The 20404-nt window shown below is 69.7% G+C and carries 23 protein-coding genes; 13 read left to right on the top strand and 10 right to left on the bottom strand.

Features of this window, described 5'->3' with window-relative positions:
• Window position 1: 1 nt before the first annotated feature.
• A complete protein-coding gene (gene def, locus VHD82_RS05380; RefSeq protein WP_325697607.1) occupies window positions 2-502 on the top strand; it encodes a peptide deformylase in 501 nt (166 codons plus the stop codon).
• 18 nt (window positions 503-520) lie between these two features.
• Here def and VHD82_RS05385 read toward each other — a convergent pair whose 3' ends face one another.
• Window positions 521-1630: a GNAT family N-acetyltransferase gene (locus VHD82_RS05385; RefSeq protein ID WP_414637461.1), complete on the bottom strand. Its 1110-nt coding sequence runs from the start codon at window positions 1628-1630 to the stop codon at window positions 521-523.
• Window positions 1631-1796: 166 nt separating this feature from the next.
• Between VHD82_RS05385 and VHD82_RS05390 the strand changes: the two genes are divergently transcribed.
• From VHD82_RS05390 to VHD82_RS05400, 3 genes are read left to right on the top strand one after another with little or no spacing between them, the layout of a single operon-like run.
• Window positions 1797-2201, top strand: coding sequence for a GntR family transcriptional regulator (locus tag VHD82_RS05390; protein WP_325697609.1), 405 nt, complete (start codon window positions 1797-1799; stop codon window positions 2199-2201).
• On the top strand, window positions 2198-3079 hold the full coding sequence (locus VHD82_RS05395; RefSeq protein ID WP_325697611.1) for an ABC transporter ATP-binding protein: 882 nt from the start codon (window positions 2198-2200) through the stop codon (window positions 3077-3079). The genes VHD82_RS05390 and VHD82_RS05395 overlap by 4 nt, the downstream gene beginning before the upstream one ends.
• On the top strand, window positions 3076-4062 hold the full coding sequence (locus tag VHD82_RS05400) for an ABC transporter permease subunit (protein ID WP_325697613.1): 987 nt from the start codon (window positions 3076-3078) through the stop codon (window positions 4060-4062). Before VHD82_RS05395 ends, VHD82_RS05400 begins: the two co-directional genes overlap by 4 nt.
• A 34-nt stretch (window positions 4063-4096) precedes the next feature.
• Here VHD82_RS05400 and VHD82_RS05405 read toward each other — a convergent pair whose 3' ends face one another.
• The 3 genes from VHD82_RS05405 to VHD82_RS05415 are packed head-to-tail and all read right to left on the bottom strand — an operon-like array spanning window position 4097 to window position 6032.
• Complete coding sequence (locus tag VHD82_RS05405) at window positions 4097-4735, bottom strand: VOC family protein (protein ID WP_325697615.1); 639 nt, start codon at window positions 4733-4735, stop codon at window positions 4097-4099.
• Between the two features lie 41 nt (window positions 4736-4776).
• Complete coding sequence (locus tag VHD82_RS05410) at window positions 4777-5541, bottom strand: maleylpyruvate isomerase N-terminal domain-containing protein (RefSeq protein ID WP_325697617.1); 765 nt, start codon at window positions 5539-5541, stop codon at window positions 4777-4779.
• Window positions 5541-6032: an SAV_6107 family HEPN domain-containing protein gene (locus VHD82_RS05415; RefSeq protein WP_325697619.1), complete on the bottom strand. Its 492-nt coding sequence runs from the start codon at window positions 6030-6032 to the stop codon at window positions 5541-5543. Before VHD82_RS05415 ends, VHD82_RS05410 begins: the two co-directional genes overlap by 1 nt.
• Before the next feature lie 704 nt (window positions 6033-6736).
• Here VHD82_RS05415 and VHD82_RS05420 point away from each other — a divergent pair.
• Genes VHD82_RS05420 through VHD82_RS05430 form a run of 3 tightly spaced genes read left to right on the top strand, consistent with a single transcriptional unit; the run spans window position 6737 to window position 8416 of the window.
• Entirely contained in the window at window positions 6737-7288 is a 552-nt protein-coding gene (locus VHD82_RS05420) for a copper resistance CopC family protein (protein WP_325697620.1), read from the top strand.
• Between the two features lie 52 nt (window positions 7289-7340).
• Entirely contained in the window at window positions 7341-7850 is a 510-nt protein-coding gene (locus tag VHD82_RS05425) for a YbaK/EbsC family protein (protein WP_325697621.1), read from the top strand.
• The gene (locus tag VHD82_RS05430; RefSeq protein ID WP_325697623.1) at window positions 7847-8416 is read left to right on the top strand and encodes an N-acetyltransferase; all 570 of its coding nucleotides are present in this window, start codon (window positions 7847-7849) and stop codon (window positions 8414-8416) included. Before VHD82_RS05425 ends, VHD82_RS05430 begins: the two co-directional genes overlap by 4 nt.
• 32 nt (window positions 8417-8448) lie before the next feature.
• On the opposite strand, the gene VHD82_RS05435 is transcribed toward VHD82_RS05430, so the two are convergent.
• The 4 genes from VHD82_RS05435 to VHD82_RS05450 form a co-directional block, all read right to left on the bottom strand.
• Complete coding sequence (locus VHD82_RS05435; protein WP_325697625.1) at window positions 8449-9348, bottom strand: DMT family transporter; 900 nt, start codon at window positions 9346-9348, stop codon at window positions 8449-8451.
• Between the two features lie 115 nt (window positions 9349-9463).
• Complete coding sequence (locus tag VHD82_RS05440) at window positions 9464-11128, bottom strand: DUF885 domain-containing protein (RefSeq protein ID WP_325697626.1); 1665 nt, start codon at window positions 11126-11128, stop codon at window positions 9464-9466.
• Window positions 11129-11158: 30 nt separating this feature from the next.
• On the bottom strand, window positions 11159-12043 hold the full coding sequence (locus tag VHD82_RS05445; protein WP_325697627.1) for a methylenetetrahydrofolate reductase: 885 nt from the start codon (window positions 12041-12043) through the stop codon (window positions 11159-11161).
• A gap of 13 nt (window positions 12044-12056) precedes the next feature.
• Window positions 12057-13055, bottom strand: a complete 999-nt coding sequence (locus VHD82_RS05450; protein ID WP_325697629.1) for a bile acid:sodium symporter family protein — start codon at window positions 13053-13055, stop codon at window positions 12057-12059.
• A 113-nt stretch (window positions 13056-13168) separates the two neighbouring features.
• Between VHD82_RS05450 and VHD82_RS05455 the strand changes: the two genes are divergently transcribed.
• Window positions 13169-14029 (top strand): LysR family transcriptional regulator, encoded by an 861-nt coding sequence (locus VHD82_RS05455; protein WP_325697631.1) that lies wholly within the window; start codon window positions 13169-13171, stop codon window positions 14027-14029.
• Here the strand turns inward: VHD82_RS05455 and VHD82_RS05460 are convergent.
• A complete protein-coding gene (locus tag VHD82_RS05460; protein ID WP_325697633.1) occupies window positions 13979-14749 on the bottom strand; it encodes a DUF6597 domain-containing transcriptional factor in 771 nt (256 codons plus the stop codon). The genes VHD82_RS05455 and VHD82_RS05460 overlap by 51 nt on opposite strands.
• 21 nt (window positions 14750-14770) lie before the next feature.
• On the opposite strand from VHD82_RS05460, the gene VHD82_RS05465 reads away from it, so the two are divergent.
• Both VHD82_RS05465 and VHD82_RS05470 read left to right on the top strand, forming a co-directional pair.
• Window positions 14771-15193 (top strand): VOC family protein, encoded by a 423-nt coding sequence (locus VHD82_RS05465; protein WP_325697635.1) that lies wholly within the window; start codon window positions 14771-14773, stop codon window positions 15191-15193.
• 57 nt (window positions 15194-15250) lie between these two features.
• The gene (locus VHD82_RS05470; RefSeq protein ID WP_325697637.1) at window positions 15251-16033 is read left to right on the top strand and encodes a hypothetical protein; all 783 of its coding nucleotides are present in this window, start codon (window positions 15251-15253) and stop codon (window positions 16031-16033) included.
• 12 nt (window positions 16034-16045) lie between these two features.
• Here VHD82_RS05470 and VHD82_RS05475 read toward each other — a convergent pair whose 3' ends face one another.
• Window positions 16046-16831 (bottom strand): PIG-L family deacetylase, encoded by a 786-nt coding sequence (locus VHD82_RS05475; RefSeq protein ID WP_325697639.1) that lies wholly within the window; start codon window positions 16829-16831, stop codon window positions 16046-16048.
• 98 nt (window positions 16832-16929) lie between these two features.
• On the opposite strand from VHD82_RS05475, the gene VHD82_RS05480 reads away from it, so the two are divergent.
• From VHD82_RS05480 to VHD82_RS05490, 3 genes are read left to right on the top strand one after another with little or no spacing between them, the layout of a single operon-like run.
• Entirely contained in the window at window positions 16930-17994 is a 1065-nt protein-coding gene (locus VHD82_RS05480; RefSeq protein ID WP_325697641.1) for a polyprenyl synthetase family protein, read from the top strand.
• Window positions 17994-19445, top strand: a complete 1452-nt coding sequence (gene crtI / locus VHD82_RS05485; protein WP_325697643.1) for a phytoene desaturase family protein — start codon at window positions 17994-17996, stop codon at window positions 19443-19445. Before VHD82_RS05480 ends, crtI begins: the two co-directional genes overlap by 1 nt.
• A complete protein-coding gene (locus VHD82_RS05490) occupies window positions 19442-20323 on the top strand; it encodes a phytoene/squalene synthase family protein (RefSeq protein ID WP_325697645.1) in 882 nt (293 codons plus the stop codon). Before crtI ends, VHD82_RS05490 begins: the two co-directional genes overlap by 4 nt.
• The last annotated feature ends 81 nt before the right edge of the window (window positions 20324-20404 follow it).

Below are 20404 nucleotides of genomic sequence, written 5' to 3' on the forward strand. Positions count from 1 at the left end.
GATGGCGATGCGGGAGCTGCGGTACTTCGGGGACCCGGTGCTGAAGACGGTCTGCGATCCGGTCACCACCTTCGACAAGAAGCTCGAAGCCCTGGTGACGGATCTGCTCGACAGTGTCAAACCCGCGGGGCGGGCCGGGCTCGCGGCGCCGCAGATCGGGGTGAGCCTCCGGGTGTTCAGCTACGACGTCGAAGGGCTCACCGGCTACGTGATCAACCCGGAGATCGTCGAACTCTCCGAGGCGACACACGAGATCGGCGAGGGATGCCTGTCGCTGCCGGAGCTGCATTTCGACACCACGCGGGCCAAGCGCGCGGTCGTGCGTGGGGTCGACGTGCGCAACGAACCGGTGCTCGTGGAAGGGAAGGATGTGCTGGCGCAATGCCTTCAGCACGAGACCGACCACCTTGACGGCGTCCTCTACATCGATCGGCTGCCCAAGCAGACCAAACGGGAAGCACTCAAGCAGGCGCGCGGCAAGGACTGGTTCTGGCGGCGTTGATCGCGCGCTGACCGGGGGTCAGCGCGCGCCGGGGACGCGGGGCGCGAGGCGCGACGGGATGGCTATCCGCACCAGCCCCTCCTCCTCCGGCTGCTCGGGTGCGAGCCCGGCGCGCACGGCGGTGCGGAAGATCGCGTCGCGGCCCGGCAGCGAGACGGCCATCAGTTTCCGGTGCCCGCGGGCGGCGGCGAGGACGGCGAGCCGTGCCAGCAGTGCGGTGCCGACGCCCTTGCGCTGCCAGGAATCCTCCACCAGCAGCGAGATTTCGGCGATCTCACCGGTGGCGCCCGGGATCAGCTGCCCGAGCCCGACGACCTCGCGCCCGCACACGGCGAGCAGGCTGGAGCCGCGCGGCGGCATCAGCAGCCGGTGCAGCCAGCGGCGCGGCATCGTGCGCATTCCGGTGTGGTAGCGCTGAAAGAGCGTCTCCATCGAGCACCGGTCGTGCAGCGCGAACACGGCATCCGCGTCACCGGGCTTACCGAGGCGGAGCACGAGGGAAGAACCGTCCGTGCAGGTGGCGATCGAGGGGCTGGAGACATTCGCCCGGACGCTGCTCAGCAAACCGAGTAACGCCTCCGCGCGGGCGAGTTCCTGCTGGACGAACGGTGCCCAGCGGCGACGGACGACGAGTGCGGTGTGCCCGTCGACGGCGAACACGGCGCGGTGGCCGCCTTCGGTGCGGCCGGGATTCGCTTCCGCGAGCGGCACGACCGTGACCAGATCGGCGGAGAGCACCTCACGGAGCACGTCGGCGTAGCGCGAGGGATCGTCCACGGCGCGGCTGGCCGCGGCCAGGGTTGCCGCGGACGCGTCGACCAGTTCACGCACGTCGGCGTCGGCGATCGACGAGCATTCGCAGCCTTCGCCCTGGATCGCGTGGATCAGTTGTTCCTTCGTCAGCCCGGTGGCCGGCCGGATGATCATCTCGTCGAGCACGCCGCCCGGGATCGGAAGGACGTGCAGGCCGAGGATGTTGCATTCGAGATCCGCCATCCGGATGGTGATCCGCGCCAGCATGCCCGGCCGGTCGTCCATCCTGATGCGCAACCGCCAGACGGCCGACGTCACCTCCGCACCGGGCACCGATGCCGAAGGCCAGGGGGCCGGCGTGTCCACGGCCTGCATCCGTCTAGCGCTGCGAATCTCCATTCGGTAACGATCCCGCGCCGTTGTTGCGGACCGAGGACGCCGGTGTTTCGCGCTTGTCAGCGTTCGGCGCGGCTCCGCAACGCCACCGAAACAGCTGGCGCCACCTTCCCTTATGTAGCTATAGTGCTAGTTACATAGATAAATGGAGGTGCTCGTGATCGAGTTCCACCTGGACGGCAGGTCCGGTCTCTCGCCGTACCAGCAACTGGTCCAGCAGGTGCGGCACGCGCTGCGCCTCGGGGTGCTTCGGGAAGGCGACCAGCTGCCGAAGGTCAAGGACGTGGTCGCGAGCCTTGCGATCAACCCGAACACGGTGCTCAAGGCCTACCGCGAGCTGGAGCACGACGGGCTCGTCTCGGCGCGGCCCGGAGTCGGGACGTTCGTGACGGCGACGCTGGGCGGCGGCTCATTCGCGGTGCTCGGACCGTTGCGCCACGAGCTGCGCCGCTGGTTGTCCAAGGCACGCAAGGCCGGCCTCGACGAGGAGAGCATCGAGGCCCTGTTGATGTCCACGTTTCGCGACTCCGCAAGAGAGGACATAGCGTGACCGTGCTGCGTGCCCAGGGATTGGGCAAGAAGTACAAGCGCAAGTGGGCGTTGAGTGGCTGCACCCTCGAGATCGAGCCCGGCCATGTGACCGGGCTCGTCGGGCCGAACGGTGCGGGCAAGTCGACGCTGCTGAACATCGCGTCCGGCATGCTCGAACCGACCACCGGGACGATCGAGGTGTGCGGCGGGGCGCCGGGCAGCGGTACGGCGCAGCTGGCCAAGGTGGGTTACGTCGCGCAGAACACGCCGGTCTACGGCGGCTTGTCCGTCGACGAGCACCTGCGCCTCGGCGCCCAGCTGAACCCGACCTGGGACGAGGACCTGGCGCGCAAACGCGTCGAGCGGCTCGGGCTGGATCCGAAGCAGCACGCCGGAAAGCTTTCCGGCGGCCAGCGCGCTCAGCTCGCGCTCACGATCGGCATCGCCAAGCGGCCGGAACTGCTGCTCCTGGACGAGCCGGTCGCCGCGCTCGACCCGCTCGCACGCCGCGAGTTCCTGCAGGACCTCATGGAGGCGGTCGCCGAGCACGGGCTTTCCGTCGTGATGTCGTCGCACCTCGTCAACGATCTGGAGCGGGTCTGCGACCAGCTGATCGTGCTGGTGGACTCGAAAGTGCGGATCGCGGGCGACGTCGAGGAACTGCTCGCCACGCACCACCGGCTGAGCGGGCCCCGCCGCGACGTGGACTCGCTGCCGTCCGAACAGCAGGTCATCTCCGTGCACCACACCGAGCGGCAGACCTCCGTGCTCATCCGCACGGAGGCTCCGATTCTCGACCCGTCGTGGACCGTCGCCCAGCTCACGCTGGAGGACCTGGTCCTGGAGTACATGAGCAACTCAGCCGCCATCCGCCCCACGCTGGAGGTTCTGCGATGACCTGGTTGACCTGGCGCCAGTTCCGCACATCCGCACTGTCGGTGTTCTCCGGCCTGGCCGTGATCGGCGTGGTCCTCGGGATCACCGGGCCGCAGCTGGCCGGCCGCACGGACTTCTCCGACCAGGATTTCCTTTACAACGGCACCATTCTGCTGGTGTACGTGTTGCCGGCGATCATCGGCGTGTTCTGGGGTGTCCCGCTGGTCACGCGTGAGCTGGAGAACGGCACGCACAGCCTGGTGTGGAACCAGACGATCACCCGCAAACGGTGGCTCGGGACGAAGCTCGGGGCGGGGGTACTGACCGCCATGATCGCCGCCGGGCTGCTGAGTCTCGCCGTCACCTGGTGGGCCGGCCCCATCGACGCACTGGCGGCCCAGAGCACGGACCGCAGCATGGTGAGCCGGATGTCGCCGGTGGTGTTCGCCGCCCGTGGCATCGTGCCGATCGGGTACGCGGCCTTCGCCTTCGTTCTCGGTGTCGCGGTCGGGATCGTGTTGCGCCGCACCGTGACGGCGATGGCAGTGACGCTGGTGCTGTTCGTCGGCGTGCAGCTGGCCGTCCCGCTTCTGGTTCGGCCTTACCTGCTGCCCGCGGTGAACGAAACGGTCGCGATCACCGCCTCGAACGTGCTGGGGATCAGCGGGGACAACCAGGGCGTGATCCAGAACATCGTCGTGCAGGAACCCGCCGGCGCGTGGATGCTGACCGACGAAACCGTGGACCCGTCCGGTAAAGCCGTCTCGCCACTGCCGGATGTCGTGCAGAACTGCGCGCCGAAACCCGGACAGGGCGGACTGCCGGAGCCCGGCTCGGCGGCGACCTGCATAGCGAAGCTGAACGACCTCGGCTACCACCAGCAGCTGGCCTATCAGCCGGCTTCCCGGTTCTGGGCACTGCAGTGGATCGAACTCGGGCTTTTCCTGGTGCTGTCGGCCTTCGTCGGCTGGTTCTCCTTCCGGCGCCTTCGTCATCTGGCCTGATTCCGGCCGTCGCCGTGGTATCCGGAGCTGGTTTTCAGCCGGTGAGCACGACGAACTCGTTGCCTTCCGGATCGGCGTCGGGGCGTGGAATGCCGCCGGAGGTAGCGGTGAGGAGGAGGCGGAGGCGGTTGGGGCCCGCCTTCGCCTCCTCCGTGCGCAGGAACTCCAACCAGGGACCACGGCCGGTGGGGGCGCGTAGGCCGACGATCACCGGCTCCCGGTTGGCGATGCGCCAGCCGGTGGCCTCCTCCCAGAAAGCGGCCTGCGCCAACGGGTCCAGCGAGTTCACCACGATCGCGGCCAGGGTTTCCGTCGTGGTGTAGCCGGCACGTGGCTCCAGCACGCAGAACTCGTTGCCCTCCGGATCGGCCAGCACCTCCCACGGCACTGCGCCCTGGCCGATGTCCTTCGGCACGGCGCCCAGTTCCACGGCACGCGAAACCTTGGCGCGCAGGCCATCGGCGGACGTGCTCGCCAGGTCCAGGTGCAACCGGTTCAACCCGTGCTTCGGCCCGGTCTCCGGGACGAACACAAGGTCGAGCCCACCGTCGGAAGCCGGGGCGCGGACGGTGTTCGCGCCCACGGGCTCCCAGCCGAGCAGCGCCGCCCAGAACCCGGCCAGCCCGGCCGGATCCCGGGCCTCGATGACCAGTCCCGTGAGCCTCGTCGACATGCCCGAAACGATATCCGGCAGCGCTTCCCCACGCGCGGAATTCATCTCGTGGCCAGCCGCATCAGCGCCCAGAACTGGGCGATCGCATTGTCGTCCCGCTCCCAGCTGACCCACGGGTGCGACCGCCGGCCCCACAACCACAGGTACACCAGCGCCGGTGATCCGGAGACCAGACCGTCCGCCCGAGCGGCTTCTTCGGCGGAACAGGGCCAGGCTTCGGTGTACCCGGGCCCGGCCCGCGCTATCCAGTGGTGCCCGCCGGTACGCACGGCCACCGACCAGTTCGCCGTGCCGGACACGCCGAGCAGCGCCAGCCGCTGGCCGAACCAGGCCGACAGCACCTCGTCGACGCCGTCGATCGCGAAATCCTCGGCTATTTCGCTGATCCGTGCGTCGACCGCTTCCTGGACATCGAACCGGTGCACCGTTGTCTCGTGTGCCGCCCGGCGGCACCAGAAACCGTAGCTGCGGTCGGCCGGCCACCAGCTCGCGGCGTACTCCCCGGCCTCGTGCGTGGTCAGCTCTGCGAGCAGATCCGCCAATCCCGTCCGTAGATAGTCCTCAGTGGACTGTCCGGGCACCGGATCCTGTTGCCAGGAGCGGGGTGCGCGTCCTTCGGTGATCCAGTGCCAGGCGACCCGGTACGAACCGCCGACGTGCCGGAGGACCTCGCCGACGGTGAACCCGGGGCAGGCGGGGACCGGGGTGCTCGCCGACGCGGCCCGCGACGCGTCGACGAGCAGTTCGACCTCGATGCCGAGCGTTTCCAGGTAGCGGCCCGGATCGATGAATACTTGCCTGGACATCAGGTGCGCTGGACCTTCCGCCGGACCGGTGGCGCCACACACTGGCGGACCGGCGCCGGGCCGTATACGACCCGGGCACAGAGTTCGAGGAACTGAGCCGCCTGACGGCACAGCTCCGCCGCCGACCTGTCGGTGATCCGCCGGACGGCACCAGCCTGCGCGGCCGAGTGCGCGGCGGAATTCGCCGCGAAATAACCGGCCCATTCGGTCAGCTCGGGCGCCGCCGATTCGAGCAGCACCCACACGCTGGCGGGCCGGGCGCGGCCGCGGTGCGGACGGCCACGTGCGGCGAGCACGGCGGCACCACCGCGCAGCGCCGCCAGGTAGGAGGCGATGAACTTCGGCGCCGCGCCGACGGCGTGTTCGGCTTCGGCAAGACCGCGTTCGGCCTCCCGCAGCAGGGAAACTGCCGCGGGGGTGGCAGGCGGCCGCACCGGCAATGGCAGCGCCGGCTGGCTGGAGTCGGCGCGGGACTCGACGACTAGGGACATAGCGCCTCCCTGTTCAGGCTGCTGGTGGCGGCATCCGGCGCCGAGGTGCTTCCCCCACCCCAGCACCGGATGCATCACCGGTGTCGAACCTGTGTTCGAGCAAGTTCGAGTCTAGCTTCGAACATGTGTTCGCTCAAGTCTTCGCACCGGCACTTCATCCGGTCAGGTCAGTTCGGCGACCACTTCGCCGATCGTGACCACGCTTCCGCGATCTCACCCGCCGGGCTCACCGCCGAGCCGAGCGCGAGTCGTGGCTGGCCAGAGCGCCGCCGATGCCAGGACAACGGCCGCGCTTTAGCCCCCGCGCGCGAGCACCGCGGCCGCCTGTTCGGTATCAGCGAACACCTGATCGAAAGTGATCACCAAATGCAAGTCGACCGCCGCTCCGTGCACCTCGGCACGTCCTCACGGTAACGACGGGGTACGACAATCCAGCCCACTCGGGATTTCGCACCGAGACGGGCCGGCATCGCAGTGGTCGGCGGCGGCCTGCTCGCACGATCGGGTGAGCCCAGGAACCGGGCCGCTCCCGGGCCCGACCTGCAGATCGTCACGCCGGGCCGGTCCGCCGCCCAAGCCCACCTGCCCGGCGTCACTTTCCCTCCCGCCGCGGCGCGCGGGATTCGCGGGAACTATCCGGCGAACGAGGACGACCTGCACGATCGGGAGGGTTCCGGCAGAACCAAGGAAGGTCGTTGCACCCCATGATCCTCAGGCGTTTTTCCGTCGCGCTGGTAATCGCGGCCGCGGCGCTGGTGGCCGCCGCGCCCGCAGCACTGGCCCATGCCGATCTCGAAAGCAGCGATCCGGCAGAGGGCTCGTCGCTGACGGCCGCGCCCCAGCAGATCCAGCTGAAGTTCGAGACCGCCGTGACGCTGCCCGCCGATCCGGTCAAGGTGACGGGCCCGGCCGGGGCGAGCTGGACGGTCGGCAAGGCCACCGTGTCCGGCCAGACGGTCACCGCTCCGGTGCAGGCGACCGGCCCCGCGGGCGCGTACACCATCAACTGGACGGTCATCGCGAGCGATGGCGACGAAGTGCACGGCGAGGTGCATTTCTCCCTCACCGCGACCGCTCAGCCGAGCAGCACGACCCCGGCCCCCGCCCCGGCTTCGGCTCCGGCGAGCCAGGCCGCCGCGCAGACCACCCAGGACGCGACCGGTTCCAGCGCCTGGATCTGGATCGTCATCGTCGTGGTGGTGGTCGTGATACTCGGCGGCTTCGCCTTCGTGCGCTCCCGCCGCTCCCCGCGCTAGCCAAGGGGGATACGCCGTCGCCTGTGAAGGCGGTTCGTGATCTCATATCCGTATGAGCAGCCTCGAGCATCCGGCGGTGGCCAAGGTCGCCGCCGCACTCGCCGAAGCGGGCCAGAACCACGCCGCGCAGGGCATTCGGATCCTGCCGGCGGAAGTACGCACGGCGGCGCAGGCAGCCGAGGCGCTCGGGGTGGCGGTCGGGGCCATCGCGAACAGCCTGATCTTCCGTGCCGTGTTCGACGACGGGGCCAGGCCGCTGCTGTCGCTGACCTCCGGCGCGCACCGCGCGGACACCGGCGTGCTCGCGGAGCTGATCGGCGCGACAGCCGTGGAGAAGGCCGATCCGCGGTTCGTCAAGGAGCACACCGGTCAGGTCATCGGCGGGGTCGCCCCGGTCGGGCATCCGGCATCGGTCCTGACCCTGGTCGACACCGCGCTGGAGCAGTACGAAGAGATCTGGGCGGCGGCGGGGCACGCGAAGTCGGTCTTCCCCACTACTTTCGCCGATCTGCTGACGTTGACCGGCGGGCAAGCGGCGGACGTCGCGGGAGCGGGGACATGACGACGGTGTCGACCGAGTTCGTGCAGCTGACCGCAGACGACTTCCGCAGCCGCCTGCGCGAGGCGCTTGCCATCTACGTCGAGGCGATGCGCTACCCACCGGGCACGGCCGAACAACGCGCGCCGATGTGGCTGACGCACGCGCTGCGTGAGGGCTGGCGCTGTGTCGGTGCCTTCGATTCGCACGGCACGATGCTCGGGATCGCTTACGGCTACAAGGGAAGTCCCGGCCAGTGGTGGCACGAGCAGGTGCGCCGCGGGCTGATCAAGAGCACCGGCGAGGAGCACGCCGAGCACTGGCTGCGCGACTACTTCGAACTGACCGAGATCCACGTCAGCCCGCGTAGCCAGGGCGGCGGCATCGGTGAGCAGCTGCTGCGGCGTCTGCTCACCGGGGTGACCAACCAGCACGTCCTGCTCTCCACCCCGGAAGGCCCGAGCCGCGCGTGGAAGCTGTACCGCCGCGTCGGTTTCGTCGACGTGCTGCGGGAATACCACTTCGCCGGTGATCCGCGGCCGTTCGCGATCCTCGGCCGGAAGCTCCCGCTCGACGCGCCCACCGGATAGCCGGCGCGATACCGGCTATCCGGTGGTTTCCGCTACGCCCTCGTGTAGGTCAACGCGAGTGCGCCGACGAGCAGCGCCGCACCGGTCCAGCCGACCACACCGAGCTGGTCATGCAGCACGAACGCCGACAGGAACGCGGCGATGAGCGGCTCCAGCAACGCGGACAGCGCCGCCACCACCGCGGGCGCGGTACGCAATGCGAGGAAATACATCGCATACCCGATCCCGGTCGGCACCAGCCCGAAATACAGCGCCACCGCGAGCACGTCGGCCCGTAACGGCAACGCCATCCCGAACCACAACCCTGCCGGGGTGAGCAGCAAACCGCCGAGGAGACAGCCGAATGCCGTGGTACTGAAAGCATCCAAGCCCTCGACCGGCCGACGGGTGAGCAACGTGAGCGCCGCGAACCCGCCGCCCGCGGCGAGCGCCAGCGCGACACCCGCGGCCAGCTGCCAGCCGCCCGGGATTCCCTCGGGCGACCAGGTGAGCAGCACCAGGCCGAGCACGGCCACGCCGATCGCGACCAGGTTCACCGCACCGGGCAGCCGCCGCGTGCGAATCGCCGTCACGAGCGCCACGAACACCGGCACACTGCCGATGGTGACCATTGTGGACACACTGACCGAAGTCAGCGAAATAGCGCCGAAATAACAGGTCTGGAACTGGGCGAGCAGCACCCCGGCGGCCAGCAGCCGCCGCAGCACCGACTTGGTCCAGACCATTCGGCGCAGTGAGCCACGGGCCCACAGGAACAGCACGGTGCAGCAGCCACCGAGCAGCAGCCGGTACGCGGCGACCGGCAGCGGCTGCAGATGTCCTTTCGTGGCAAGGAGAGTTCCGGACAGGCCGCCGGTGCCCCAGAAGACACCGGCGATCATCAGCGTGACCGCCGACCGGCCGCGCGCGGGCGCGGCAACAGATGTGGACATGAAAAATCGCTCCTGCGTCGAAGAAGTCAAGGGACGACGACGCGGGGCGAAGACGTGGTGTGTCCGCCCCGCTAGACGCGGGGCGGCGGGGTGACGCGGAAGATCCGGTGCATGATCAGTCCAGTTGGGCCAGTTGTTCGCGGAGGGTGTCCAGTCCCATCCCGCCGAGCCGGAGCGCGCGGGTGTGGAAGTCCTTGATGTCGAAGCCCGGCCGCCTGCGCGCGTCCTCACGCGCCTCCAGCCACAGCTTCTCCCCGAGCTTGTACGAAGGCGCCTGCCCCGGCCAGCCCAGGTAGCGGTTGATCTCGTCCCGTACCAGCGGCGGGTCGGTGATGGTGCGGGTGAGCATGAACTCCAGGCCCAGCTCCGGGGTCCACCGCTCGCCCTCGTGGAATCCGGTGCCCTTCGGGATCTCCAGTTCCAGGTGCATCCCGAAGTCGACGAGCACCCGGCCGGCACGGAACAGCTGCTCGGACAACATGCCGAACAGTTCGCCGTCGTCGGAGAGGTAGCCGAGGTCCTGCATCAGCCGCTCGGCGTAGAGCGCCCAGCCCTCGCCGTGCCCGGAGGTGAAGGCGAGCAGCCGCTGGTAGCGGTTGAGCGAGCGCTCGTACACCGCCGTCGCGATCTGCAGGTGATGGCCCGGCACGCCCTCGTGGTAGACGGTGCTGACCTCACGCCAGGTGGAGAACTCGTCCCGGCCCGGCGGCAGCGACCACCACATCCGGCCAGGGCGGGAGAAGTCCTCGTTCGGCCCGGTGTAGTAGGCGCCGGCCCCGCCCCCGGGCGGCGCGATCTTGCACTCCAGCGCCATCAGCTCGTCGGGGATCTCGAAATGCTTGCCGCGCAACGCTTTCAGCGCGTTGTCGGACAGTTCCTGCATCCAGGCTTCGAAATTCGCCTTGCCCTGCACGCGATACCGGGGGTCCTCGTCCAGCGCGGCGGCTGTCTCGGCGAGCGTCGCGCCGGGCTTGAGGCGCGCGGCGACCTCACGCATTTCGGCTTCCAGGCGGGCGAACTCACCCCAGCCCCACTCGTAGGCCTCGCGCGGGTCGAGCGCGGCGCCGGTGAAGTACCGCGACCACAGCCGGTACACGTCCTCGCCGACGGCGTCCTTGGCCCTGGCCTTCGGGGCCAGCTCCGCGCGCAGGAACCCGGCCAGCTCCGCGTACGCCTCCTGGGCCTGGCGGGCGCCGTGCTGAAGCTCCTTGCGCAGCGACTCCGGCACGTCCTTCGCCTCGCCGACGAAGCTGTCGAAGAAGCCCGTCTCGCCGCCGAGACCGGCCCAGGTCTCCGCCTGCTCCGCGACCTTGGTGACCTGGCGCAGCGCGGGCGCGTTGCCGGCGTCCGCGGCCACCAGCAGCGACGCGCGCACGCCGTCGAGCGCTTCGGGAACCTTGGTCAGCCGGGCCGCGATGGTGGCCCACTGCTCCGCGGTGTCGGTCGGCATCAGGTCGAACGCCATCCGCAGCTCCTGCACCGGGCTCGCGATGACGTTGAGCGAAGCCTCGTCCAGCCCCGCTTCGTAGATCTCGATGTCCAGCCCGACGCGCTCGGCGAACACCGCCTTGGCGGCACGCTCGGACGCGTCCGACGGCTCCGCCGCCTGCACCGCGGCCAGCGCGCGCCTGGCCAGCGAGGCACGCGCGGCGTGGCCTTCGGGCGAATAGTCGGTCAGCTGGTCGTCATGCCCCGGGATCCCGATCTCGGTCGCCGCGACCGGATGCGCGGCCGCGAAGTCGTCGACGTACTGGTCGCAGATCTCGTGCACGGAAGCCATGCAAGAAACCTACCTCGACCCGCAACGGCTTTACGCGCGCGCGGGGAGGAGGCCCAGTCTGCTCACCACTTCGCGGGTGGCCTTCGCCCGGTTGAACGTATAGAAGTGCAGATCCGGTACGCCCTCGGCAAGCAGGCGTTCACACAGCTCGGTGACCACGTTCAGCCCCTCCTCACGGAAGGCCTTCGGCTCGTCCGACAGCGGCTCCAACCGGTCGAGCAGCGAACGCGGGCAGGACGCGCCGGAGAGCTTGATGGTGGTGTGCAGGGTGCGTGGCGTGGTCAGCGGCATCACGCCCGGGATCAGCGGCGCGTCGCAGCCGGCCGCGGCGACCCGGTCCCGGAGCCGGAGGAAGTCCTCGGCCTCGAAGAACAGCTGCGCGATGCCGAAATCCGCACCGGCGTTGAACTTGCGCACCAGGTACTTGGTGTCGGTGTCCAGATCCGGCGAACGCGGATGCCCGTAGGGGAACGCCGAGACACCGACGCAGAAGTCGCCGAGGGAACGCACCAGCGTCACGAGTTCCTCGGCGTAGTTGAGGCCCTGCGGATGCGCCACCCAGTCGCCGTACGGGTCGCCCGGCGGGTCCCCGCGCAGCGCCAGGATGTTGCGCACGCCGACGGCGGCGTACCAGCCGATGACGTTGCGCAGCTCGGCCACCGAGTGGTTGACCGCCGTGAGGTGGGCCATCGGGACCAGCGTGGTCTCCGTCGCGGCGCGGGCGATGTTGCGGATCGTGCCGTCGCGGCTGGAACCACCGGCGCCGTAGGTGATGGACATGTACGCCGGGTCCAGCGGCTCCAGCTGGCGGATCGACTTCCACAGGACGGCCTCGTCTTCGGCGTCACGTGGGGGGAAGAACTCCACCGAAAACACCGGGGAATCGCCCCGCAACCGCTCAAGCACCGAAGTCATGCGCACATCGTAGCTAGCCGACCTCGGCGAGGTCCCCACTCTGGGACAGGGCACTCCATCGCCGCGCCAGCACCGCGCAGATCATCAGCTGCGCCTGATGGAACAGCATCAGCGGCAACACGATCAGCCCGACGGTGTGCGCCGGGAACAGCACGGTGGCCATCGGCAGCCCGCTGGCCAGGCTCTTCTTCGAGCCGCAGAAAACGATCGCGATCTCGTCCTCGCGCGAGAACCCCAGCCGCGGCACGGCGAACTTCAGGGTCCAGAACACGGCGTAGAACAGCAGCAGGTTGACGGCCAGCAGCGCGACCAGCGACACCCAGCTGAGCTGGTGCCAGATCCCGGCGACCATGCCCTCGCTGAACGCCGTGTAGACCACGATCAGGATGACCGTGCGGTCCGCGCGGCCGAGCACCTTCTTGTGCCTGGTGATCCAGCCGCCGATCCACCGCCGCGCGATCTGCCCGGCGATGAACGGCACGAGCAGCTGCACCACGATCGACGTGACCGAATGCAGCGAGAAGCCGTTGCCCGTGGTGTTGAGCAGCAGCCCCACCAGCAGCGGGGTGAGCACGATCCCGATCAGGCTGGAAAAGGTCGCGCTGCAGATGGCGGCCGCGACGTTGCCGCGGGCGATCGAGGTGAACGCGATGGACGAGTTCACCGTGGACGGCAGCGCGCACAGGAAGATCACGCCGGAGATCAGCGCCGGGCTGAGCACGCCGCCGGGCAGTAGCCGGGTCAGCAGGCCCAGCAAGGGAAACAGCACAAAGGTGGCCAGCAGGATCGTCAGGTGCAGCCGCCAGTGCTTGAGCCCTTCGAGGGCCTCCGCGGTGGACAGCCGCGCGCCGTAGAGGAAGAACAGCGCACCGACACCGATCGCGCTGACCGCCGAGGCGACGTCCGCCCCGCCGCCGCGAGCGGGCAGTAGCGCGGCGATGCCTACCGTGGCCAGGATCCCGAGGATGAACGGGTCGAGCCTGGTCTTGGCGAGCAGCGCGGAGCCACGCATCACTGTCCTGCCTTCCGTACTGGGTACCCCTCGATCCTCCGGCGACCGTCGCCGATTGTGAAGCATGATTACTTCCATAACTGTTATCGCAAACCGTGATATAGGCTGCAGGCATGCTCGACCCGGTCTGGCTGAAAACGTTCCTCACGGTCGCGGAAACCCGCAGTTTCACCCGCGCCGCGCACCGGCTCGGGCTCCGGCAATCCACCGTCAGCCAGCACGTTCGCAAGCTCGAACAGGCCGCGACCCAGCAGCTGTTGGTACGGGACACGCATTCGGTCGAGCTGACCGCCGATGGGGAGGCGATGCTCGGGTTCGCCGCGAACGTCATCGAGACCATCGACCGCGCTATGAGCTATTTCACAGGGACCGAGCTGCGCGGCCGGGTGCGGTTCGGCGCCTCCGAGGACTTCGTCGTCGGCCCGCTGCCGGAGCTCCTCGGCGAATTCCGCCGGACGCATCCGCAGGTGGATCTGGAGCTGACCGTTGCGCTGTCCGGGGTGCTGCACGAGCAGCTGCGCGCCGGAGAGCTGGATCTGGTGCTCGCCAAACGGCATCCGGGCGAAGACAGCACCGGTGCACTGTGGACGGACGAGCTGGTGTGGGTCGGCCGCGAGGGGTTCGAGCTCGACGAGAGCGCGCCGGTGCCGCTGATCGCGTACCCGCCGCCGAGCATCACCCGCGCCCGAGCGATGGAATCCTTGCACGCCAACGGAAAGAACTGGCGGATCGTGTGCACCAGCGGCAGCCTCAACGGGTTGCGCGCGGCGGCACTGGCCGGGCTGGGGGTGGTGGTGTTCGCGCGCAGTCTCGTGCCGGCGGGGCTGGTGGAGCTTCCGGCCGGGCACGGGCTGCCGGATCCGGGCCGGGTGGAGTTCATCCTGACCGCGCGGCGGGCGGCGATGCGCGGGCCGACGGCGGCGCTATCCGAGGTGATCCGCGCCGGTGCCAGCCGGTTGCACGGCACGCCCTGACCGCTCGCGCAGCAACGCCGTCGGCGTGATCCCGGCCAGCCCACGGACTTCACGGGTGAGATGGGCCTGGTCGGAGTAACCGGTGTGGGCGGCGAGATCCGCGAGTGTCCACAGGGGATAGTGGCGGTCGGCAACGGTCAGGAATCGCTGGAAACGACCGACGCGCTGTACCGCTTTCGGCCCCACGCCTGCGTTCTCCAGCAACAACCGCCGCAGATGCCTTGCTGTCACACCGATCTCCCCCGCCACCCGGCTCACATCGCCCGAGGACCACAACATCCGCACCGCTTCGCGCACCCGAGGATCGAGAGAAGCGGGACGAAGCAGCTCCGGGACCCGGCCCGCCCACACCTGTTCCGCGAGCAGCCGCGCGGCATGATCGGACAGCACGGCGTCCAGCGGGACGGCCTGATCGCGGATCTCCTCCGCGGAAGGCCCCAGCGCGGCCCGCAACGCGCCGGGCCGGAAACGGACGGCACGGAAATGCGTACCCGGGCGAAGATCATGCAGCGCCACGGACATCGTCGGGCCGACCAGCGTCGCTTCCCCGTCGGCGCTCACGATCACGTCGGCACACGCGTCCGGCAACACGCGTTGCAGCTTGCCTGTCCCGGCGATCCGCTGCTCCCACCAGCAGCTCAGCAGGCCGGGCCCGGGCAGCTCCCGGTACACCGAACGGGGGTCCGTTTCGTGCAAGACCGAGCCGGCTGCCGGTGCCATGCTCCCATTATGGAACAGAACGTGAGCTTCGTGACTCTCGCGACCGCGGACCTCGACGCGGCCCGCGACTTCTACGTGACCGGTCTCGGCTGGACCACGATCCTGGACGTGCCAGGGGAAGTCCTCTTCTTCCAGATCGCGCCCGGCACCGTGCTGGGCCTGTTCGACGCCGCGAAATTCGCCGAGGACATCGGACTTCCCACCGCGCCCGGCGTTTCCGGTGTGACCCTCGCCCACAACCTGAACAGCGCGCGGCAGGTGGACGAGTGCGTCGCGGCGGCCGAACGCGCCGGCGCGACGGTGGTGAAACCCCCACAGCAGGCGGCTTTCGGCGGTTACCACGGGCATTTCGCCGATCCGAACGGGGTCGTCTGGGAGATCGCGCACAATCCCGGCTGGACAGTCGATGCATCCGGTCGGGTGGCAATCGGCGTGATCGAGTAACGACCGGGCGCACGAGGACGACACACCAGAGTCCAGAGCAGCGACGAAGGGGCACGGATGCTGCGGGTACTCGGTGTACACGGCACCGGCACCTACCGTTATCACCGGCGCGCCGGTTCGGTCGAGGGCGCGGCTGTCGCGCTGGGTACCGACTGGTTCCGTCACCTTGGCACGGCGATGCCGCCCAACTCGGCGGTCGATCTCCGGCTCGCCTACTACGGCCACGAGCTGCGCACGGAACTCGAAGAGGATCCGGCGTTGCTGGAGCCCGGCGAGCAGCAGCTGCTCATCCAGTGGGCCGAGCTGCTGCGGCCGGGAGCAGCGCCGATCACGGACCCGCGGGACGCCGCGGAGCTGATGGCGCACAACTTCGGCCCGGCCACCCGCCTGTTCGCGCTCTCCTTCTGCCGTGAGCTGCACGCCTACCTCACCGATCCGGAGCGGCGCGCGGCCTGCCGGCACGCGGTCGCGGCAGCGCTTGCCGAGCACCGGCCGGATGTGGTGCTCGCGCATTCGCTCGGCGCGGTCGTGGCGTACGAATCCCTGTGGGACAACAAACACGCCGACGTCGGACTGCTGCTCACGGTGGGCAGCCCGCTCGCGATGCCGGGCATGCTGCCCACCGGGGCCGAACGCAGTCGCCCGCCGTCGGTCCGGCGCTGGGTGAACATGGCCGATGTCGGGGACATCGTCGCGGTGCCGACGATGGACTTCCCCGGCGCGGAGAACGTGTCGATCGTCGCCGGGATGTGGGAGTACCAGACCCCGGGCGCCTACCTGCGCTCCCGCGACGTCACGCTGACGATGTTCGGCTCGCGGCCGACCGGCACCCTCGGCTGAGCCGGATTCCCCTTACTCCCCACCAGGTTTGAAGAGGTCCTTCTCGGTGATACCCGGGCCCTGGCCGGCCCGGATGAACCATTCGGTGCCGAAGACGTAGGCGAACGCTTCGTCCGGAATGGACAGAAAGAACGACTCCTCGCTGATCTGGCTCGCGTGCGCCCGCATCGCGCGCCGCTTGAAGTCCAGGTACGCCGTCACGTCGACGGCCGCGGTGAGCTCCGCCTCCGGCTTGCCCATCTCGGTGGTTTCCGCCGGCTCCGGCTGCCCCGTCTGCCTCGCCATCTCCCGGATCCCGGCCAGCATGTGCTCACGGTTCGTGGTCGCCTGGTAGACCCGCGGGGTGCCGGCCAGCTCGCCCGCGCGCAGGCCGACCCGGTGCACCTGGATGTGGTCCGGGTGGCCGTAGTTTCCGTAGTCGTCGTAGCAGGTGAGGACGTCGGCGTTCTCCTCGCGCAGGATCTGCGCGAGCTTGGCCGCCGCCTCCTCGACCGACGCCGTCCAGAACGAACCGGGCTCGTCGTTGGTGGGCTCGCCCATCATCCCGGAGTCCACGTAGCCCAGGAACTCCACGCGCGCCACGCCGAGGATTTCCGCCGCCGCCTTCGTCTCGATCACGCGGCGGTCGGCCAGCAGCTCTCCCTCGGCGAGGAACCCGTCCGGCACCTCGCCGTGCTCGCCGCGAGTCGCCACCACGAGCACCACCCGGTGCCCCTCCTCGAACGCCTTCCGCATCACCCCGCCACAGGCGATGCACTCGTCGTCGGGATGCGCGTGAAAGGTCACCAAGGTCGCCACACCGCCGAGGTTACTGATGAACGACTCAGTCGGGCCACCGTCACACCACGGCCACCCCGCGATCGCGAAACCCTTGGCGACCCCGGACGATAGGGCGTATGGACTACGACGCCGACCTGCCGGAGCACGTGGAAGCCGAGCTCGCCCGCTTCCTCGACGAGGCCGGGGCCGACATCCGGGCCGTCGAGCCCGGCTTCGCGACGGGCGTCGACGCGCTGGGCGAGTTCGTGCTGCGCGGTGGCAAGCGCTTGCGCCCGACATTCGCCTGGTGGGCCTGGCGTGGCACGGGCGGCGACCCGGCGGACGCGGCCGGGGTGCTGCGCGTGGTGTCGAGCCTGGAGCTGGTGCAGGCCTGCGCGCTGATCCACGACGATCTGATCGACTCCTCGGATTCCCGCCGCGGCCGCCCGACGGTGCACGTGGCGTTCGCCGACCTGCACACCGCGGAGCGCTGGCTGGGCCCCGCGCCGGCGTTCGGCCTCGCCGCCGCCGTGCTGATCGGTGACCTCGCGCTGGCCTGGGCCGACGACATGTTCGGCTCCGCCGCCCTGCCCGCCGCGAAGCTGGACGCGGCCCGGCCGGCCTGGCGCGCCATGCGCACGGAGGTGCTGGCCGGGCAGTTCCTCGACGTCCGCACGCAGGTGACCGGCGACGCCTCGCCCGCGGCCGCGCTGCGCGTGAGCAGGCTGAAGACGGCCGCTTACACGGTCGAGCGCCCGCTGCACCTTGGCGCGCTGCTGGCGGGTGCGCCGCGGTCGCAGATCGAGACGCTGCGCGAGTTCGGCCGTGACATCGGGGTGGCCTTCCAACTGCGGGACGACCTGCTCGGCGTGTTCGGCGACCCGTCGGTCACCGGCAAGCCCGCGGGCGACGATCTGCGTGAGGGCAAGCGCACCCTGTTGATCGCGCTCGGCCTGCGCCAGGCCGGGGACGAGCAGGCGAAGGTGATCACGAACGCCATCGGCAATCCCGCGCTGTCACAGGGTGACGTGGACCGGGTACGCGAGACCCTGACGGAGGTCGGCGCGGTGACGGCGGTCGAGGAGCGCATCGACGAGCTGACCGAGACAGCACTGAAGGCTCTCGACCGAGCGCAGTTGGCCGAGCCCGCGGGCGCCGAACTGGCCGGGCTCGCGGCCAAGGCGACGCGAAGGACGTACTAGTGCGCGGCGATCATGTGGTGGTGATCGGTGCCGGCCTGGCCGGGTTGTCGGCCACGCTGCATCTGCTCGGCGCCGGTCGTCGTGTCACGTTGCTGGAGCAGGAAGACCGGCCGGGCGGCCGGGTCGGACAGCAGGAGCGGGACGGGTTCTCGGTCGACACCGGCGCCACCGTGCTCACCATGCCGGAGCTGGTGGACGAGGCGCTGGCCGCGGTCGGCGAGCGCAGCAGGCTGCGGCTGATCCGGCTCGATCCTGCCTATCGCGCGCATTTCGCCGACGGCAGTTCGATCGCCGTGCGCACCGACCCGGAGGCGATGGAAGGTGAGATCCGCGCCTTCGCCGGCGCGCGTGACGCCGAGGGCTATCGGAGGCTGCGACGCTGGCTGACCGAGTTGTACGCGGTGGAGAAGGACAGGTTCATCGGCGCGAACTTCGACTCGCCGCTCGATCTCGTCCGCCCGGAACTCGCGAAACTGGTGGCACTGGGCGGTTTCGGGAGGCTGGGCCCGCATATCGCCCGGTTCCTGGCCGATCCCCGGCTGCGCCGCCTGTTCTCCTTCCAGGCGCTCTACGCCGGGCTCGATCCACGGCACGCGCTGGGCGCGTACGGGGTCATCCCTTACATGGACACGATCGCCGGGGTGTACTACCCGCTCGGCGGGATGGGCCGGGTCGGGCAGACGATGGCCGATGCCGCCGAAAACGCGGGCGCGAAACTGCGGTTCGGCACCGAAGTCGCTTGGCTGGAAAGGATTTCCGACCGTGTCCGCGCGGTGCGCACCCGGGGCGGCGAGCGGATCGAATGTGACGCCGTCGTGCTGGCCACCGAGCTGACCACCTCCTACCGGCTGCTCGGCGTCCGGCCGAAACGCCTTGTGCCACTACGGTTTTCGCCATCCGCCGTGGTGTTGCACGGCCGTACGGCGCGCCGCTGGCCGAAGCTGGATCATCACACGATTTTCTTCGGTGACGCCTGGGAACGCACCTTCGCCGAGATCATCCGGCACGGCACGCTGATGACCGACCCGTCACTGCTGGTGACCCGCCCGACGGCGACCGATCCGACGCTGTCGTCGAACGGGCATGTGGTGTCCGTGCTCGCCCCGGCGCCGAACCTGCGCGCCGGGCGGATCGACTGGCCGCGCGTCGGCCCCGCCTACCGCGACGAACTCCTGCGCACCCTGGCCGCCCGGGGGCTCGACGGCTTCGCCGAAGAGTACGAAGTGGACGAAATGGTGACCCCGCACGACTGGGCGCAACGCGGAATGGCCGCGGGCACACCGTTTTCGCTCGCGCACACCTTCGGCCAGACCGGCCCGTTCCGGCCGCGGAACCTGGTGCGCGGAGTGGCGAACGTGGTGCTCGCCGGCTGCGGGACCACGCCCGGCGTCGGCATCCCGCCGGTGCTGATCTCCGGGAAACTGGCGGCCGCGAGGATCACCGGGCGATGAGACTGGAGGACGCCTACCGGGCCTGCCGCCGGATCAACGCCCGCCACGGCAAGACGTTCTTCCTCGCCACCCGGCTGCTTCCCGCGCACGCCCGGCCGGCAACGCACGCGCTCTACGCCTTCGCCCGCACCGCGGACGAACTGGTCGACAACCCCGAACCGGGCAGCAGCCCCGAAACCGCGCTCGACGAGCTGGAACGCGCGCTGGACAAGATGTTCGGCGGGCACCCGCAGACCGATCCGGTGTTCCAGGCGCTGGCCGACACCGTGCGACGCTACGACCTCGACCGCGACCTGTTCGACGCGTTCCTGCGGTCGATGCGGATGGACCTGACTGTCACCGAGTACACGAGTTTCGCCGCGCTGGCCGAGTACACCTACGGTTCGGCGAGCGTGATCGGCCTGCAGATGCTGCCCGTGCTGGGCACCGTCGTGCCGCGGGAAGAAGCGGCGCCGAGTGCCGCGGCGCTCGGGGAAGCGTTCCAGCTGACCAATTTCCTTCGTGACATCGGCGAAGACCTCGACCGTGGGCGGCTCTACCTGCCCACTTCCGAGCTGGCCGCGTTCGGCGTGGACCGGGCGCTGCTCGAATGGTGTCGAACGCGCGAACGCAGCGACCCGCGGGTGCGCCGCGCGCTGGCGCTGCTCGTGGCGCGCGGCCGGGCGCTCTACCGCCGGGCCGAGGGCGGGATTCCGTTGCTGAGCAAGGAATCCCGGCCGTGCATCCACACCGCGCTGGTGCTCTACCGGGGCATCCTGGACGAGATCGTCCGGCACGACTACGACGTGCTGTCCGCGCGAGTTTCGGTCCCCTTGTCCCGCAGGCTGCGCGTGGCCGCCGCACACGCCGGAAAGGCCGGGTGGAGTTCAGTCTTCTAGGTGGCGAAGCCACTCCAACCACCTGCGGAACCGGCACCGCTGCGGGTTCCGAGGTTCCGCCACCCGCGCCGGATCAAGATA

This window comes from Amycolatopsis sp. (assembly GCF_035546795.1).
Taxonomy (GTDB): Bacteria; Actinomycetota; Actinomycetes; order Mycobacteriales; family Pseudonocardiaceae; genus Amycolatopsis_E.

Bases quoted from the DNA above. Each gene is read 5' to 3' on its own strand.
- VHD82_RS05470 (WP_325697637.1), top strand. From the start codon at position 15,251: ATGCTGCGGGTACTCGGTGTACACGGCACCGGCACCTACCGTTATCAC.
- VHD82_RS05415 (WP_325697619.1), bottom strand. From the start codon at position 6,032: ATGTCCCTAGTCGTCGAGTCCCGCGCCGACTCCAGCCAGCCGGCGCTG.
- VHD82_RS05425 (WP_325697621.1), top strand. From the start codon at position 7,341: ATGAGCAGCCTCGAGCATCCGGCGGTGGCCAAGGTCGCCGCCGCACTC.
- def (WP_325697607.1), top strand. From the start codon at position 2: ATGGCGATGCGGGAGCTGCGGTACTTCGGGGACCCGGTGCTGAAGACG.
- VHD82_RS05480 (WP_325697641.1), top strand. From the start codon at position 16,930: ATGGACTACGACGCCGACCTGCCGGAGCACGTGGAAGCCGAGCTCGCC.
- VHD82_RS05420 (WP_325697620.1), top strand. From the start codon at position 6,737: ATGATCCTCAGGCGTTTTTCCGTCGCGCTGGTAATCGCGGCCGCGGCG.
- VHD82_RS05390 (WP_325697609.1), top strand. From the start codon at position 1,797: ATGGAGGTGCTCGTGATCGAGTTCCACCTGGACGGCAGGTCCGGTCTC.
- VHD82_RS05430 (WP_325697623.1), top strand. From the start codon at position 7,847: ATGACGACGGTGTCGACCGAGTTCGTGCAGCTGACCGCAGACGACTTC.
- VHD82_RS05440 (WP_325697626.1), bottom strand. From the start codon at position 11,128: ATGGCTTCCGTGCACGAGATCTGCGACCAGTACGTCGACGACTTCGCG.
- VHD82_RS05490 (WP_325697645.1), top strand. From the start codon at position 19,442: ATGAGACTGGAGGACGCCTACCGGGCCTGCCGCCGGATCAACGCCCGC.
- VHD82_RS05450 (WP_325697629.1), bottom strand. From the start codon at position 13,055: ATGCGTGGCTCCGCGCTGCTCGCCAAGACCAGGCTCGACCCGTTCATC.
- VHD82_RS05400 (WP_325697613.1), top strand. From the start codon at position 3,076: ATGACCTGGTTGACCTGGCGCCAGTTCCGCACATCCGCACTGTCGGTG.
- VHD82_RS05435 (WP_325697625.1), bottom strand. From the start codon at position 9,348: ATGTCCACATCTGTTGCCGCGCCCGCGCGCGGCCGGTCGGCGGTCACG.
- VHD82_RS05455 (WP_325697631.1), top strand. From the start codon at position 13,169: ATGCTCGACCCGGTCTGGCTGAAAACGTTCCTCACGGTCGCGGAAACC.
- VHD82_RS05445 (WP_325697627.1), bottom strand. From the start codon at position 12,043: ATGACTTCGGTGCTTGAGCGGTTGCGGGGCGATTCCCCGGTGTTTTCG.
- VHD82_RS05385 (WP_414637461.1), bottom strand. From the start codon at position 1,630: ATGCAGGCCGTGGACACGCCGGCCCCCTGGCCTTCGGCATCGGTGCCC.
- VHD82_RS05405 (WP_325697615.1), bottom strand. From the start codon at position 4,735: ATGTCGACGAGGCTCACGGGACTGGTCATCGAGGCCCGGGATCCGGCC.
- VHD82_RS05410 (WP_325697617.1), bottom strand. From the start codon at position 5,541: ATGTCCAGGCAAGTATTCATCGATCCGGGCCGCTACCTGGAAACGCTC.
- VHD82_RS05460 (WP_325697633.1), bottom strand. From the start codon at position 14,749: ATGGCACCGGCAGCCGGCTCGGTCTTGCACGAAACGGACCCCCGTTCG.